The 14,930-nt window shown below is 43.4% G+C and carries 13 protein-coding genes and 1 pseudogene; 9 read left to right on the forward strand and 5 right to left on the reverse strand.

Annotated features, from left to right (window positions below):
* The first annotated feature begins 3 nt into the window (after positions 1 to 3).
* A complete protein-coding gene (gshA, locus tag B3Q46_RS06120; RefSeq protein ID WP_286713961.1) occupies positions 4 to 1,581 on the forward strand; it encodes a glutamate--cysteine ligase in 1,578 nt (525 codons plus the stop codon).
* 18 nt (positions 1,582 to 1,599) lie between these two features.
* Positions 1,600 to 2,127 carry a disulfide bond formation protein B gene (locus B3Q46_RS06125; RefSeq protein WP_286713962.1) on the forward strand — a complete coding sequence of 176 codons (528 nt, stop codon included), beginning with the start codon at positions 1,600 to 1,602 and terminating at the stop codon, positions 2,125 to 2,127.
* Positions 2,128 to 2,215: 88 nt separating this feature from the next.
* On the opposite strand, the gene B3Q46_RS06130 is transcribed toward B3Q46_RS06125, so the two are convergent.
* The gene (locus B3Q46_RS06130; protein WP_286713963.1) at positions 2,216 to 3,547 is read right to left on the reverse strand and encodes an alpha/beta hydrolase; all 1,332 of its coding nucleotides are present in this window, start codon (positions 3,545 to 3,547) and stop codon (positions 2,216 to 2,218) included.
* A gap of 247 nt (positions 3,548 to 3,794) precedes the next feature.
* Here B3Q46_RS06130 and B3Q46_RS06135 point away from each other — a divergent pair, with 247 nt between their 5' ends.
* Both B3Q46_RS06135 and parE read left to right on the forward strand, forming a co-directional pair.
* On the forward strand, positions 3,795 to 4,388 hold the full coding sequence (locus B3Q46_RS06135; protein WP_286713964.1) for a YqiA/YcfP family alpha/beta fold hydrolase: 594 nt from the start codon (positions 3,795 to 3,797) through the stop codon (positions 4,386 to 4,388).
* Between the two features lies 1 nt (position 4,389).
* Positions 4,390 to 6,270, forward strand: a complete 1,881-nt coding sequence (gene parE / locus B3Q46_RS06140) for a DNA topoisomerase IV subunit B (RefSeq protein ID WP_286713965.1) — start codon at positions 4,390 to 4,392, stop codon at positions 6,268 to 6,270.
* 62 nt (positions 6,271 to 6,332) lie between these two features.
* Here parE and B3Q46_RS06145 read toward each other — a convergent pair whose 3' ends face one another.
* The 3 genes from B3Q46_RS06145 to B3Q46_RS06155 all read right to left on the reverse strand — a co-directional run bounded on the left by B3Q46_RS06145 (position 6,333) and on the right by B3Q46_RS06155 (position 8,516).
* The gene (locus B3Q46_RS06145) at positions 6,333 to 7,061 is read right to left on the reverse strand and encodes a hypothetical protein (protein ID WP_286713966.1); all 729 of its coding nucleotides are present in this window, start codon (positions 7,059 to 7,061) and stop codon (positions 6,333 to 6,335) included.
* A gap of 119 nt (positions 7,062 to 7,180) precedes the next feature.
* Positions 7,181 to 7,684 (reverse strand): GNAT family N-acetyltransferase, encoded by a 504-nt coding sequence (locus B3Q46_RS06150; RefSeq protein ID WP_286713967.1) that lies wholly within the window; start codon positions 7,682 to 7,684, stop codon positions 7,181 to 7,183.
* Positions 7,685 to 7,781: 97 nt separating this feature from the next.
* Positions 7,782 to 8,516 (reverse strand): outer membrane protein OmpK, encoded by a 735-nt coding sequence (locus B3Q46_RS06155; protein WP_286713968.1) that lies wholly within the window; start codon positions 8,514 to 8,516, stop codon positions 7,782 to 7,784.
* A 576-nt stretch (positions 8,517 to 9,092) separates the two neighbouring features.
* Between B3Q46_RS06155 and B3Q46_RS06160 the strand changes: the two genes are divergently transcribed.
* From B3Q46_RS06160 to dsbD, 4 genes are all read left to right on the forward strand, one after another.
* The gene (locus tag B3Q46_RS06160) at positions 9,093 to 9,461 is read left to right on the forward strand and encodes an HPF/RaiA family ribosome-associated protein (RefSeq protein WP_286713969.1); all 369 of its coding nucleotides are present in this window, start codon (positions 9,093 to 9,095) and stop codon (positions 9,459 to 9,461) included.
* Between the two features lie 128 nt (positions 9,462 to 9,589).
* The gene (locus B3Q46_RS06165) at positions 9,590 to 10,132 is read left to right on the forward strand and encodes an ankyrin repeat domain-containing protein (protein ID WP_286713970.1); all 543 of its coding nucleotides are present in this window, start codon (positions 9,590 to 9,592) and stop codon (positions 10,130 to 10,132) included.
* A gap of 24 nt (positions 10,133 to 10,156) precedes the next feature.
* Entirely contained in the window at positions 10,157 to 10,924 is a 768-nt protein-coding gene (locus B3Q46_RS06170; protein ID WP_414631439.1) for a transporter, read from the forward strand.
* A 17-nt stretch (positions 10,925 to 10,941) separates the two neighbouring features.
* On the forward strand, positions 10,942 to 12,786 hold the full coding sequence (gene dsbD / locus B3Q46_RS06175) for a protein-disulfide reductase DsbD (protein ID WP_286713971.1): 1,845 nt from the start codon (positions 10,942 to 10,944) through the stop codon (positions 12,784 to 12,786).
* A gap of 55 nt (positions 12,787 to 12,841) precedes the next feature.
* Here dsbD and B3Q46_RS06180 read toward each other — a convergent pair.
* A pseudogene (locus B3Q46_RS06180) lies at positions 12,842 to 14,036 on the reverse strand (GGDEF domain-containing protein).
* A gap of 264 nt (positions 14,037 to 14,300) precedes the next feature.
* Between B3Q46_RS06180 and B3Q46_RS06190 the strand changes: the two are divergent.
* Positions 14,301 to 14,870: an FMN-dependent NADH-azoreductase gene (locus tag B3Q46_RS06190; protein ID WP_004781461.1), complete on the forward strand. Its 570-nt coding sequence runs from the start codon at positions 14,301 to 14,303 to the stop codon at positions 14,868 to 14,870.
* Positions 14,871 to 14,930: the final 60 nt, after the last annotated feature.

Raw genomic sequence — 14,930 nt, forward strand, 5'->3', positions numbered from 1 at the left:
GTAATGAGTCAACCTGAATCGACTGCCCATGATGTATTACCGGAATGGGTAGATTCGTCGCTCATCAAAGGAATGCTGCGCGGTATCGAGCGTGAGAGCTTGCGTATGCAAAGCAATGGTTTCCTGTCACAGGAACCACATCCTCATGCCTTAGGTTCAGCTCTGACACATCCGCATATTACGACCGATTATTCTGAAGCCTTGATGGAGTTTATTACTCCACCAAAAGAGAGTATTACTGAAGCTCTCCACTACCTGACCGACATTCATGCTTTTGTACACCGTCATCTGAAAAATGATGAAAAGCTCTGGCCGATGTCCATGCCGTGCATGCTCGACAGCAAGGATGAGAATATTCCGTTGGCGCAATATGGCAGTTCCAATATTGGCTTATTTAAAACGCTGTATCGTCATGGTTTAGGCGTGCGTTATGGTCGCCGTATGCAGACCATTTCCGGGGTTCACTATAACCTGTCTTTCCCGGATCATTTCTTTATAGCTCTACAAGAACAGGAAACTGATGAAGAGCTACGCGCTTTAAGCCTGCAGGATTATCGCAGCCATCGCTATATGGGGCTGATCCGTAACTTTATTCGTTTAACGCCATTGGTGATTTTCCTGGTTGGTGCCAGTCCAGCCGTTTGCCAGTGTTTTATGACCGGACGTGATCACCACTTATTCCCGCTGGTGCGCGGTACTTTATATACGCCTTATTCAACTGCATTACGGATGGGGCGTTTTGGCTACCAGAATTCAGCACAGAAACAGCTGGGTATTCACTACAATAATCTGCAGGATTATCTGGAAGGTCTGCAAAAAGCGGTTAAAACACCGTACAAACAGTTTACCCGTCTGGGTCTGGATGATGCCAATGGTCAGCCGATCCAGATCAATGACCATGTGCTACAGATTGAAAATGAATACTACAGTCTGGTGCGTCCAAAGCAGGTACCTCAAGAAGGTGAAACTCCATCGCAAGCCTTGCAAAATCGCGGGATTGGCTATGTCGAGCTGCGTGCTGTCGATGTCAATCCGTATAGCGCGATCGGGATCAATGAAGATACTGCCGGCTTCCTGGAAGTAGTGGCACTGTACTGCTTATTGCAAGACAGCCCGGCGCTGCTGGATGCCGAACAGGAAATCATTGACCAGAATCAGGCAGAAGTGGTCAACCGTGGTCGTGCCTATAACGCTGCGATTATGGAAAATGGTCAGCGTTATATGATTGAAGACTGGTGTAATCTGCATTTGCAACGTATGCAGCCACTGGCCCAATTGCTCGATCAGGCTTATGAAACTGATTTATATAGCAACGCCATGCAAGCGATGCAGATCCGTGTCGATGAAGTTGATGCGACCTTGTCAGCCCTGATTGTCGGAGATATTCGTAGTCATAGCAGCATGTGGCAATTTGGCCAGCATTTGGCCCATCAGCATAGCAATCTCTATGAATCACATCGATTAAGCAAAGAAACACTTAAATATTTCAATGAATTGTCACAAAAGTCATTGCAGCAACAACAGCAGCTCGAGCAAGATAACACGATCAGTTTTACTGAATATTTAGCCCAATATCGATAATAAATAAGAGGATTAACCATGCAATGGGGTTATCGCTTCGTGAGTGGTGTGTTGTTTTTGGCATCTGTTGCCGGGATGGCATTTGCTTTGTATCTTGAGCATGGACAGGGCCTGAACCCTTGCCCATTGTGTGTGTTTCAACGAATCGGATTAATCGGACTGGGGATTATCTACCTGATTGCTTTGCTGCATAATCCGAAATCCAATGCCATGAAGCGTGGTTATGCTTTCTTAGGCTCGCTTAGTATCTTATGGTCAGTCGGTGTCGCTGCACGGCATGTCTGGTTACAGAATCTGCCCCCAGATCGAGTGCCGAGCTGTGGCCCAGGTCTGGATTACTGGTTGGAAACTTTGCCGATGAAATCGGTATTACAGCAGGTACTGAATGGGTCAGGTGAATGTGCTGCCATTGACTGGACGTTCCTGGGGCAATCTTTACCGGTCTGGTCATTGGTGTTCTTCAGTATCTTATTGCTGATCAGCCTGTGGCAATTATTCCGCAAATATCAGACTACGCCCGTCAAACGTCTAAGAGATAAATACTGATTTTCAAAATCTGAATCAAAAAAAGCCAGTCTACAGACTGGCTTTTTTTATTACTCTCTTAGAGGCGAACCAAATTTTTTACCTTCGATCAGGTCAGGGCAATGCCTTCAATACTGTCCAGATCGTTCACATATTCATGAATTTGCGTATAGGCTTCATCTTCCACACTTGGATAGAACCAGCGCACAATCTGTTCAGCTACCAGTGGATGATACTGAATTTCAAAATGATTTAGACCATAGAAAATCGCCTTATGCGCATCAGGTACTTTCAGGTCAAAACGCGGATGGGGATGTTCGCCCAAGGCACTTTTGACACTGACCAGATAATCGCCGATCACATTAAGCGTTTTGTTGGTATGGTGTTCAAACTCGATCGTACCTGCCACCAGATAGGCATCGATATGCGCAGGAATCGGTGCAGGTTTACGGTTATCGTCCATAAAGCCAATCCGTACCGGATTATATTCCCAGTCATCATCCCGGACACTGCCATGACGTAAGTCCAGAATCCCGTTACTGCGAATATTCACCACATGTCCCACAATTTTCACTAAAGGAAAATGTCCAATTTTTTCCTGCAAGCTAAAACCAAAACGTTCCAATACCGCACCATGATGCGGTGAACCTAGACAGACCAGATTTTCCACCATCGGGATCCAGTCATAGACATTCTGTTTGCCATAGAATAGGGCACTGCGTGACACCAGACCGCCCATACTGTGTCCGATCAGATCAATACTGGTAATTCCCGGATTACGTTTGACCAGATCTTGCAAGGTATTGGCCAGACTGCGGCCATTGGCTGAAATGCGGCGTCCGGTATTATAGTTCAGGTACAGCATGGTGTTATGGTCGCGCTGAGCCAGCAATTTTTCCCCAATACCCGGGTATTTACGAGTTGACCAGTCCAGATGGTTCATGCACAGACCATGCACAAATAGGGTAATGCGTCCGGTTAGCTCACCTTGTTGCAGAGAACCATAATGATCGTAAATAAGCATCGGCAAGGCGAGAGGATTCTGATATTTCAGCAGATAATCGCCAATAATCCCGTTCAGGGCACTGACCATAAAATGCATGGTCGGGGTCAGGGGTTTATTATGTAATTTGGGAAATCTTTCAATAATGCGGCGCAGTCCAGGCGCGATCAGGGTATTGCCATAATGAAAGATCATGTCATAAGACATTTGATACAGACGTACGATATAAGGAATATTCTGGAAAGTTTTGGAATTTTTTTCACTCAGCCCGAATACGCTCATTAAAATTTCACGCTGAATCGATTTAATCAGCTCCTGTACTACATCACTAAAGCGCATGGTGACCAATTGTGCCAGGCCTTCCAGGACATCTGCCTGGCTAAGCGGAGTTCGGTCCCATCGACAATAGGTTTCATGCAATGGCGTTAAACTTGGCATTTGATCCTATCCTTTATATGAGCCGTAGACATCTTTCTTTTTTGAGCACTTCACGGTATAAATTCTTTTTTCAGTATTCTTGATTCTCAATTTATTCGGAATACTCTTAAAATAGCGAGAATTGCATAACATTAAAGGCTTTTTTGTCAGACAATTTAAGCAATTAAGTTAAGTGGTTATAAAATGAAGTGTATTTCACACTTTTAAATTAAATTTTGACATTTTGTTTGTTTTTTATTGATTGCCGATGAATATCATTTACCTGCATGGGTTCAAGAGTAGTAGCAGCTCGATTAAAGGCCAGTTATTGGAACAATACTGTACCAAGTACCCGGATATTCAGGTGCATTTACCCGATTTGAACATGCCGCCGATGGCTGCAATTCAGAAGATTTCTAAATTGATCCAGTCGATGGATCAGGTGGCATTGGTCGGCAGTAGTCTTGGGGGATTCTATGCGACATATCTGGTCGCTCAAGCGCATGTGCCGGCTGTACTGATCAATCCGGCAATGCGACCATGGCAACTGTTTCGTGAACTGTATGACGATGAATTGCCCCTGCAGGTTCATCCGAACTGGTGCCTGAATGACGCAGATCTTGACCAGCTCGAAGCCATGGCGCTACCAACTGCGCAAGATGCAGACAAAACATTAGTGCTGTTACAACAAGGCGATGAAGTTTTGGATTATCGTGAAGCACATCGCTATTATAGTTCAGCTCGTCCACCTGCACTACTAATGACCGAGGCCAATGGCAGCCATGGTATGGATGATTTTGCGGAGAAAATTCCGCTGCTCTTACAGTTTTTATCCGACTGCATAAAAAAGGAAACCGAATAACGTGTCTCAATATACGGCTCAATCTCTTGAAGTTTTATCTGGTCTAGATCCGGTGCGTCGTCGTCCGGGCATGTATACCGATACCTCTCGTCCAAACCACTTGGCGCAGGAAGTGATTGATAATGCGGTCGATGAGGCACTCGCGGGGCATGCCAATAAAGTCACGGTCACGGTGTATAAGGATGGTTCATTATCAGTTGAAGATAATGGCCGTGGTATGCCTGTCGATATTCACCCAGAATATGGTCAGAGCGGGATTGAAATTATCCTGACCAAACTGCATGCCGGTGGTAAGTTCAGTACCGATAATTATCAATTTTCTGGCGGTCTGCACGGGGTGGGGATCTCGGTCGTCAACGCGCTTTCTAGCCGCGTGGAAGTTGAAGTTCAGCGTCACGGCAACCTGTATAAAATGGCCTTTGAAAATGGTGAACCGACTGCACCGTTAGAAGTGTTAGAAGGTAAGGCACCGAAACGTGCCACAGGGACAACTGTTCATTTCTGGCCGGAAACTAAATATTTCGATTCTCCAAAATTTGCACTTAAAGTCTTAAAACATAACTTAAAAGCCAAAGCAGTATTGGCCGCTGGTCTGCAAATTAACTATATCGACCAGATCAATGATGAAAAGATCACCTGGCAGTTTGAAAATGGTCTGGTCGACTATTTGATGGATGAGCTGGAAGACCGTGAAATCATTCCGGTCCCTGCTTTTGTGGCGACAGGTGATGCTGAGCGTGCCAGTGCAGAATTTGCCATCTGCTGGAATGTGGAAGGTGGAGAAAGTATTCAGGAATCCTACGTCAACCTGATTCCAACCGCACAAGGTGGTACTCACGTGAATGGCTTACGTTCTGGCGTGACCGATGCCATGCGTGAGTTCTGCGAACTGCGTAACCTGTTGCCACGGAATATGAAACTGTCTGCAGAAGATGTCTGGGACGGGGTGAACTACATCCTGTCACTGAAATTCCAGGAGCCACAATTCTCTGGTCAGACCAAGGAACGTTTATCCAGCCGTGAAGCTTCAGGCATTGTACAGAATATTGCCAAAGATGCGTTTGCACTGTGGCTGAACCAGAATTCAGACATCGCTATGCAACTGGCAGAAATGGCGATTTCCAAAGCAGGTCGTCGTCTAAAAGCGGCCAAGAAAGTTGAGCGTAAGAAAATTGTCGCTGGTCCAACTTTACCTGGGAAATTGTCAGATTGCGTCGGACATGATCTGGATCAGTCTGAACTGTTTATTGTGGAAGGGGACTCTGCGGGTGGTTCAGCCAAGCAGGCACGGGACAAGAATTTCCAGGCGATTATGCCGATTCGCGGGAAAATTTTAAATACCTGGGAAGTCTCTTCGGATGAAGTGCTGGCCTCTCAGGAAGTGCATAATATTGCAATCGCGATTGGCGTCGATCCAGGTTCAGATGACCTGTCTGAACTGCGTTATGGCAAGATCTGTATTCTTGCTGATGCCGACTCGGATGGCTTGCATATTGCGACTTTGTTATGTGCGCTGTTCGTAAAACACTTCCCGATTCTGGTCGAAGAAGGGCATCTGTTTGTGGCGATGCCACCACTATTCCGTATTGATGATGCTAAAGATGTGCACTATGCGCTGGATGAGGACGAGCTGGAAGACATCCTGAAGAAATGTAAAAGCAAGAACCCGCAAATCACCCGATTCAAAGGTTTGGGTGAAATGAATGCTAGCCAGCTTCGCGAAACGACTTTAGATCCAAATACTCGTCGTCTGGTGCAACTGGATCTGGATGATGTGCACCTGACTTCAGGTTTACTGGATAAACTGCTAGCAAAAAAACGCGCCAGTGACCGTAAAGACTGGTTGGAACAGAAAGGTAATCTGGCAGATATCGTTGTGTAAACTGATTTGCTGCTAATACCTATTAAAAAGCCCGCAATCGCGGGCTTTTTTAACAACTCCATTTAGGACTCAACTTTTAAATAATGCCCATCTGCATAGACATTATGTCCAAAGCCACAACCTGAACTGCCACTGTCCTGTTTTAAAATCACCTGCTGCCCCTGTTTAGGATCAAAAGCAAAATTGAGGTTAATTTTGCAATCATCTGATCGATAGGTCGTTTGATTTTTATTAACAGGCATTGTGGTTTTAAATTCACCTATATTTGGACCATAAATCATGCTATTTAGTCCCATATATAAGCCATTAAAATGAATCTGATAAGAATTTTTAATCCGTTTGACTTGAATGGTATTCCAGTGACCAAAGCCAGCATGCTGTATATAGATGCCAGCCAAGTTTTGAGTTTTTTGCGGGGGAGGAAGCTGTTTTAAATTAAATTGACTGCTTTTGGCCTGAGGAAAGACTGAAAACCAAGCCCGTGCCCATTGTGGCTTTCCTGATTTAAAATAGCTTAAGCCGACATTATTAAAAGCAGTGTTAATGGCATTTTCGGAAAAAGATACATCGCTATTTTCACTATGCATTGCACAAAAGGCAGACCAGGAAGCTTGCTGTTGAAATTGTCCTAGCGCATTTTGATACTGTTTCTGATCATAAAATTTTCTTCCCGAGTTGGCATAGCTTTTCACCTTGGCACATTCGGATCGGAGTTCAGTTTCAAAGTCTGAATTGGCGAAACTAAAACTATTCAGAGGGAGAATACTGATAAAGATAAGCCATTTATTCATAATTTTACTCAACTGACATTATTCTGGTTTTAATAGAAAATTTTATCTATCCGCAATTTTTCTAACAGATTATTGACCTGTTTATATTAAGTTTTACATAAAAAATAAAATATTTTGGTTTAGTTCAGGTTGAGTTGCATTAATACCAGATCGCGCCATTGTCCAAATTTCTGTCCAACTTCCGGCATATAACCGGTTTGTTTAAAGCCTAATTTCTCATGTAAGGCAATCGATGCCTGATTTTCATGGTCAATGGCACCGACCATAACATGGATTGTATTTTGCTGGGCATGTTCAATCAGCTTGAGCATCAGGGCTTTGCCCAGACCTTGCCCAATAAAATCTGCATGAAGAAAGACAGAATGTTCAACAGTGTGTTTAAAGCCCTGAATGGGCCGAAAAGTAGAATAATCCGCATAACCTGCAATTTGCTTGGATGCTGAATGTTCAGCCACCAATAAAGGAAATTGCTGAGCACTTAATTCACTTAGCATGTTCTGAAAATCCTGAATTGTCTTTGGTGTGCTATTCCAGGTTGAGGTTCCGTATAAGATTTCAGCATTGTAGATCGGGAGTAGATGTTCCAGATCTTGAATTTGAGCAGGACGAATAATAAAGCTCATAAGCAGATGCCAAAAAAGAAAGAGAATATCTAACCATAACCTGAATTTAGGCAATAAAAAAGCAGAACCGAAGTCCTGCTTTATTCATTCTAAAAACTTAGAAGTGGTATTTAACCAATGCGCTGACATCGTGTTGATCAACGTCAGTACCGAATTTGTTATTCCAAATAGAATGTTCAATACCGAGGTAAAGTTTAGTCTCAGGAGAGATATGCTTACCAACGTTCCATTTGTATTGTGAAGTCCAGTTCAATTCGCTTTTGTGATCAGGACCTTCAGCGGTTGACCAGTCCAGGAAAGCATCTGCCAGGAATTCTTCGCCACCAATTTTAAATGGAACTGCATAAGTGATCGTCATTTGATAATCATCTTTTTGCAGGTCATTGTCAGCTTTGTAGAAATTAATATTTGCATAGCTAGTATATGGAATATCAAGTGCAAAACCGATCCCGTATAGGTAGTTATTAAAGTCACTCGCACCGCTATTGCCCTCCCAAGTAGTCGCAATAAGTACGTCTTTAATTGGGCCAAGTTCAAGCTTTTGACCAGTGACTGCACCTAAACTTAAACGCGGTGCAACTTCGAAGTAAGTTTCATTACCGAAGTCATTATTGGTACGGTCAGCAAAGGCGAAGATATCACCATATTTTAAACCAGCTGCATATTCAGCAGTAATGGTTGATTGATCAATTTTTTCATTACCCGCTGCAAATGGTGCTTTATAGTTTTCACCATATAAAGCTGACAAACTAAAATCTTGCCAAACTGCTGCCTGAGTGAAAGCTGCTGTTGAAGCCAATGCACAAAGTGCCGCGATTTGTGTAAATTTCATTTAAATATCTCCCCCGAGAAAGCAGCTTAAGGATACAGATTAATAAGTAAAAATAAAGTCAAAATTGATCGCTGCCAGAAATATTTCATCGTCTTGAGCTGATGATAATTTGAGATATTGGGAGAAGAAGGTTTATAGGATATTTAAATGAAGTTAATTCTTTATATTTAAATTAATTTTAAGAATAGAGACTCAATTTTGAAGCTGGTTAAAGTAAAGACATAGATCCTCTATGAACAGGGCAAAGACTGCTTTAATTTTGGGAAAGTCATGTGAATAGTATTTCGATTGTCCCAAATCTGAAAGGTCAATCATGATCCGGTAAGTAGTTGTCACGATCGGTTGTCCTTTTGCTAAAAAAATCAAAATATCACTTGCATATTTTCAACAGAGGACCGATATTCGAAGTATAGGAACACGGTTCTGCAGACTCAAAAATGTGTTCATCATTCAATCTGGAGGGTTTTATCCAAAGTGATTTGAAGATGTGAAATGCAATATAAAACAGCAAGCTATACACGTGCCAAGATAAAAATTCTGCACTAAAAAGTTAAAATGATTTGAGGATGGTATTTTATGAACATTGAACTCCGTACCGATAAGAACATTCGCAATAGTGATCGTCTAATTACTTACGTTCGTACCGAATTAAATCAGGAATTCCAGCGCCACAGTGAGCGTATTACCCATTTCTCAGTGCATCTTAGCGATGAAAATGCCGCCAAAGGAGGCGATGACGATATTCGCTGCATGATCGAAGCACGTCCTGCCGGCTTGAAGCCAATTGTCGTGAACCATCATGGTCATAATGTTGATACTGCCATTCATGGTGCTATTGACCGTTTAAAGCGCAGTCTGGAACATGTGATTGAGAAAAAAGATAACGTACGTAGCGCTCCGCTAAAACTTGCGGAAGAAGATACAGGTACAGATCTAGAACAATAAATAATTCGCAGATGAAAAAGGCCCTACGGGGCTTTTTTCAATTTTAGATAAAATAAACGAATGAGAACAAAACAAATCCTGCTTTATTCGGCATAATAGTGAAAAACGAATTTGAAGTGAGCTCCATCATGTTAACTGCGCAACAACAGCTTTTTGTGCAAGCACTCGAAGAACTTAATCTGGGTCAGGTCAAACAGCTTTTGGCAGATGGACTTAACCCGAATTTTATTGATCTGGAAAAAGGTCCAGTCATTTCCATCTGGTCGGATGGTCTGTTCAAATGGTGGGAAGAAGTGTGCGAAGCTTATGAAGCGGGTAATCCATTAACTGCCGAAGAAAAACAGCAACGTCTGGATGTACATTTACAGATTCTGGAAGCGCTGATTCAGGCCAAAGTCAATTTGCATCTCTGGGATGCTGAAGAGGTTTATGGCCCGCTTTGGGATGCGGCCAGTGCAGCCTGTGTACCTGCAGTGCAGCGCCTATTAGAAGAAAAAGTCAATCCAAACAGCAAGGATGAAGAAGGTTTAACCATCCTGTCATCGATTAGTGATTTATTCTTTGATTGTGATTTTGATGAAATTAACTGGGCAGAAGCACTGGAAGAAGAAAAACAGACCCTAGAATTATTGCGTAGTCATGGCGCAAAAATGACCAAGGAATTACATTAAATTTTAAGAAAGAGCTCCAGCAAGATGAAGACAACTTTAAGAATATTGGGTTTGATGGCACTGATGGGTGTGAGTGCACAGCTTTGTGCAGCGGTAGAGTTTGACCGACCAGGTGAAGGTCTGGGCACCAGTACAGTTCCAGTGGGTCAGTTAGCTTGGGAACAGGGTTTACCGAGTTTCTCTTATAGTGAAGCGACTGAGGATGGAAGCAAGCTGAAAAAAACCACTTTAAGTGCCGACGTCTTGTTGCGTACCGGTTTGACTGATGATCTGGAATTACGTTTAGGCTGGGCCGGTCCGGCTTGGTCACAAACCAAGTTTAATGGCCAGACTGAAGAGGATGACGGTCTAGGCGATGTCAGTATTGGCCTGAAAAAAGCCATTGATCTGGATGATGAAAAACTCAGTATGGCGCTGATGGCTGAAGCCATTATTGCTACAGGTAATGCTAATTTTAGCAATGAAGAAGATATTTACAGTCTGAGCTCAGCAGTTGCTTATCAATATAATGATTTGGTGAATACTGCACTGACCATGCGTTATGAATGGCAGGATAGCAACTGGGCGATTACTGCGATTCCGACTTTAGGCTATCAGATTGCTGATCGCTGGTCAGGTTATTCAGAACTGATTTATCGCAAAGCCGAAAGTCAGGATAATGAATATGCGCTAGGCACTGGCGTTATGTATGCATTGAATGATCAGGTACAGCTTGATGCCAGTGTCGGGGTGGATCTGGAAGGTCAGAATAAAGGTTACTTCTCAGGCTTGGGCGTATCGTTCCTATTCTAAGCTGCTCTTATTTCGATATGACCAAAGTACTACGGTTTAAGATCGGGAGAAAAGTATTTTCTCCAGTCTTATTGGGCACAGTGTTGCTTAGCAATATTGCTCAGGCAGAAGCACCTTTGCTTTCGCCTGAGCAGGCTTTCCCTCTGAGTATCAGTTCAGTCACTCAGCAACAGGCTGAACTTAGCTGGGAAATTCCGCAAAACTATTATCTTTATCAGCATAAGGTAGAGCTAAAGCAGGGAAGTCAGCCGATGACCTTGCAATTACCACCTGCTGAAGATCTATATGATGAAAACTATGGTCATACCCAGGTTTATTATCAGCAATTAAAAGTTCAGATTCCGACACAGGCGGGTCAAACTTATCAGGTTAGCTGGCAAGGCTGTGCCAAAGACAGGCTTTGTTATCCTCCTCAAACCATTGAATTCAAGACTGACTTATCCGGTCTGGTGCAATCTGAATCTACTAGCTCGGGTAATAAAAGGTTACTGGATCTAAGCAGCTCTTCCTCGCAACACAACCGGATTATGGCAAATTCTGCTGATGATCTAGAATCAGGAAATACAGACAGCAAAATCGTCGAAGTCATTTCTACACGATCCAGCAGCGACTCGGCACAAGATCAGCAATGGTCTGCACGTCTCGCTGAAAGTTCGCTAGCTTATGGATTACTATTGTTTTTTGGCTTGGGCATTTTGCTGGCATTTACGCCATGCTCTTTGCCGATGCTGCCAATTCTGACTTCACTGATTGTTCGTGATAGCAAAGGCATCAAGGCTTGGATGATTGCCCTAAGCTTTGTAAGCAGTATGGCCACAGTCTATGCGGGACTGGGCTTGATCGCGTCTTCAGCCGGACTCAACTTTCAGCGCTGGTTACAGCAACCTGCCACCCTCATGGCATTTAGTGCACTATTTGTGGTATTTGCCCTCAACCTGTTTGGCCTGTTTGAAATTAAAATGCCACAGCGTCTGACACAGCGTCTGGACCGGGTTCAGGCGATGCAGCAAGGGGGAACTCTGGTCAGCGCTGCGGTTATGGGATCTGTTTCTGCCTTGCTGGTCGGGCCTTGTATGACGGCACCATTAGCTGGTGCATTACTGTTTATTTCCCAGACCCAGAACCAATGGCAAGGCGCAGTGTTGTTGTTTACGTTGGGTTTCGGTATGGGCACTCCGTTGCTGCTGGCCAGTATTATGGGAGCACGCATCCTGCCCCGAGCCGGGCACTGGATGAATCAGGTAAAAGTACTCTTTGCTTTCATCATGCTGGCTCTGGCGTTGTATTTTATTCGTCCGTTGATTTCAGAAGCTGCATTGCAGTGGTTGTCGCTAGGCTTGGGCTTAAGCTTTGTTGCCTATGTTCTGGCACGATTATTCTGGAAAAATACCGGACTGCGCTGGCTTTATATCATCTGTTTGGCTATCGCCGTGCCTTATATTACATATAGTCAGTATCAACATAGTCAGCGCTTTTTTGTTGAAACTGCCCAACAACAGGCGAGTTGGCATATAGCAAAAACAGCTACTGAATTTGAACAGTTACTGGCTACAGTACCGAAAGGGCAGAAGGTCATTATTGATGTCTATGCTGATTGGTGTGTGGCCTGTCAGCCGATTGAACATAAAGTATTAAAGGCAGCTGCTGTTCAGCAGGCCTTAGCCCCTTATTTTCTGATCAAGCTCGATCTTAGTCAGTATGATGCTACGCATCAGACTTTACTTAACCGATGGGAAATTCTGGGACCACCGACCTATTTATTTCTCGATACTCAGCAGCAGGAGATTCGCAGCTTACGTTTGACAGGTGCATTTAGTGGAGCAGAGTTATTGGCACAGCTAAAGCGTTTAGAACAACTCTAACATTCACTTTAAAACTTTTCTGGTACATGCTTTAAAATGAATAAAGCCGAAAATATCAGGCCGGTTGAACTTTTAGAGGTTCCAGATAAGATTTCACCTGATTCCGTCCATTGGCTTTGGCCTGATAAAGGGCCTGATCGGCCTGGCTCAGGAGTTGCTGCGGGCGTAATTCTGGTTTTGAAATAGCAATACCAAAGCTGGCAGTCACCGGAATTAACTGTCCTTCATCACTAAAAATCTGTAGTTGCTGGATCGCGCTTCGGCAACGCTCTGCAACCTGCTGAGCTTTTTCCAGGCTGGAATTATTCAGGACCAGAATAAATTCTTCACCACCGAACCGGCCCACCACATCACTTTCACGTAATTGCTGGTTCAGTACCGCACTGACTTGTACCAGTGTTTCATCGCCCTTGTGATGTCCATAGTAGTCATTGATCTTTTTAAAATGATCCAGATCCAGCAGCACCAGGGCATAGTTAAAAGTCGCATTACTATTTAACTGATCCAGACACTGATTAATGCTGCGGCGATTAAACAAGTTGGTCAAGGGATCAATCTGGCTGAGATGGTTAATCAGCTGTTCACGATAGCGCCATTGACTGAGTAAAATCTCAAATAAAATCATGCAGACAGCAAGAATCGGCAGGATAAAATACAGCATTGATAATAGCCAGAAGCTATTATGGAAAAACTGGTCCTGAATATTAAAGAGTGGTGAATAAGGCAGTTGTTGGTTAAAGCTTAAATAGGCACAAGTCACCAGAAACAGTGAGGCCGGAATCAGCATGCTATAGACCAGTCTCCGGTGAAACAGGACCAGTCCTACCGTCATCAGGCAGACATAGGCAATTGTGGCTACCGAACTAATCACGCCTACGATATACGTACGCATCCCGACACAGGGAAACCACAAAGATGCCCACTGCCAGATAGGGAAAATATTGTTCTATAAGCGCATTGCCCTGAAATTTATAACAGGGATATATCAAAAGAACCAGCGCCAGTAAAAACAGGCCATTCATGTGAACCTGGGAACGAACAACGTCAATATGGACATGCTGCCAGTATTGTGGATGTGAAAGGACAAACAGATCCCAACTTAGCCAGCTTATATATATGCCACAGCCAAGTGCCAGCATCAGGATACACTTTTTCAAAATCCCCCAGTTCATCACTACTTCATCTTCGATCAGATATTTCTTGAGTCGATGATTCTGGAATTTTTGTAATACTGCTGACATTCGCTTCATACAACAGGTCTGACCTTTATTGTTATTGCTAAGTTTTTAAAAGATGGAAAAATATTGCTTTAATTATTTACAGAAATACGACATAAAATTAATTCATTGATAATCAGTAATATTTATCAAAAATTAAAAAAAAGGAGAAAAATTAAGCTGGGAATTTATTGTTCTAAATACGCAATGAAGTGTTTTATTTAAACCCATTATTTCATTATTTAAAATTTATTAAGCTATGTCTATTCCCGAACAATGAACGGACCAAATTAAGCAATGAAAATTTTACAGATCGATTCCAGTATTTTAGGTGATGCCTCTATTTCCCGTCAGTTGACTCAAGCTATTGTGGGACAGCTTCAACAGAAACATGGTGAAGCAGTTGAGCTCGAATATCTGGACTTGGCTGCACAGCCGATTCCACATTTAACTGCTGAAATTTTGATGGGTCAGAATCTTGAGCAGGCGGCTTTAGGTGAACAGATTTTACAGCAGTACTTACAGGCGGATATCGTGGTAGTTGGGGCCGCTATGTATAACTTCGGCCTACCTTCTACCTTAAAAGCCTGGATTGACCGCATTAGTGTGGCAGGGCGTACTTTTAAATATACAGAAAATGGCCCAGTGGGTCTGGCAGGTGAAAAGAAAGTCTATATTGCCAGTAGCCGTGGTGGCGTTTATGGCGAACAAAGCCCAGTCGATTTCCAGGAAGCTTTCCTGAAAACTGTATTTAACTTTACTGGCGTAACTGATGTGCACGTGATTCGTGCTGAAGGCGTCAATATGGGCGATGCTGCGAAACAGCAGGCAATTGAAACGGCGATGGCGCAGGTAAGCCAGATCTAAAAAGCGATAGAAAATTAATGAACAAAAAGGTCAGCAATTGCTCACTGCTGTCCCATAGTT

The sequence above is a fragment of the Acinetobacter sp. UBA2581 genome (assembly GCF_002339435.1).
Classification (GTDB): Bacteria; Pseudomonadota; Gammaproteobacteria; order Pseudomonadales; family Moraxellaceae; genus Acinetobacter; species Acinetobacter variabilis.